1 rRNA gene is annotated in these 1,200 nt (G+C 52.6%); it reads right to left on the bottom strand.

Annotated elements, in window-relative coordinates:
• Nucleotides 1–1,150 (bottom strand): 23S ribosomal RNA (locus L3B96_RS27105); the annotation flags it as partial.
• Between the last annotated feature and the right edge of the window lie 50 nt (nucleotides 1,151–1,200).

Raw genomic sequence — 1,200 nt, 5'->3', positions numbered from 1 at the left:
GCATGGTTTAGCCCCGTTACATCTTCCGCGCAGGCCGACTCGACCAGTGAGCTATTACGCTTTCTTTAAATGATGGCTGCTTCTAAGCCAACATCCTGGCTGTCTGGGCCTTCCCACATCGTTTCCCACTTAACCATGACTTTGGGACCTTAGCTGGCGGTCTGGGTTGTTTCCCTCTTCACGACGGACGTTAGCACCCGCCGTGTGTCTCCCGTGATAACATTCTCCGGTATTCGCAGTTTGCATCGGGTTGGTAAGTCGGGATGACCCCCTTGCCGAAACAGTGCTCTACCCCCGGAGATGAATTCACGAGGCGCTACCTAAATAGCTTTCGGGGAGAACCAGCTATCTCCCGGTTTGATTGGCCTTTCACCCCCAGCCACAAGTCATCCGCTAATTTTTCAACATTAGTCGGTTCGGTCCTCCAGTTAGTGTTACCCAACCTTCAACCTGCCCATGGCTAGATCACCGGGTTTCGGGTCTATACCCTGCAACTTAACGCCCAGTTAAGACTCGGTTTCCCTTCGGCTCCCCTATTCGGTTAACCTTGCTACAGAATATAAGTCGCTGACCCATTATACAAAAGGTACGCAGTCACACGCCTAAGCGTGCTCCCACTGCTTGTACGTACACGGTTTCAGGTTCTTTTTCACTCCCCTCGCCGGGGTTCTTTTCGCCTTTCCCTCACGGTACTGGTTCACTATCGGTCAGTCAGGAGTATTTAGCCTTGGAGGATGGTCCCCCCATATTCAGACAGGATACCACGTGTCCCGCCCTACTCATCGAGCTCACAGCATGTGCATTTTTGTGTACGGGGCTGTCACCCTGTATCGCGCGCCTTTCCAGACGCTTCCACTAACACACACACTGATTCAGGCTCTGGGCTGCTCCCCGTTCGCTCGCCGCTACTGGGGGAATCTCGGTTGATTTCTTTTCCTCGGGGTACTTAGATGTTTCAGTTCCCCCGGTTCGCCTCATTAACCTATGGATTCAGTTAATGATAGTGTGACGAATCACACTGGGTTTCCCCATTCGGAAATCGCCGGTTATAACGGTTCATATCACCTTACCGACGCTTATCGCAGATTAGCACGTCCTTCATCGCCTCTGACTGCCAGGGCATCCACCGTGTACGCTTAGTCGCTTAACCAATCTTGGATACACTAGTGAATTCGCGGCCGCCTGCAGGTCGACCATATG

The sequence above is a fragment of the Clostridium sp. YIM B02569 genome (assembly GCF_022320765.1).
Taxonomy (GTDB): Bacteria; Bacillota; Clostridia; order Clostridiales; family Clostridiaceae; genus Clostridium; species Clostridium beijerinckii.
The sequence above is the reverse complement of the archived record's forward strand: the minus strand, read 5'-3'. Positions and strand labels throughout refer to the sequence as shown.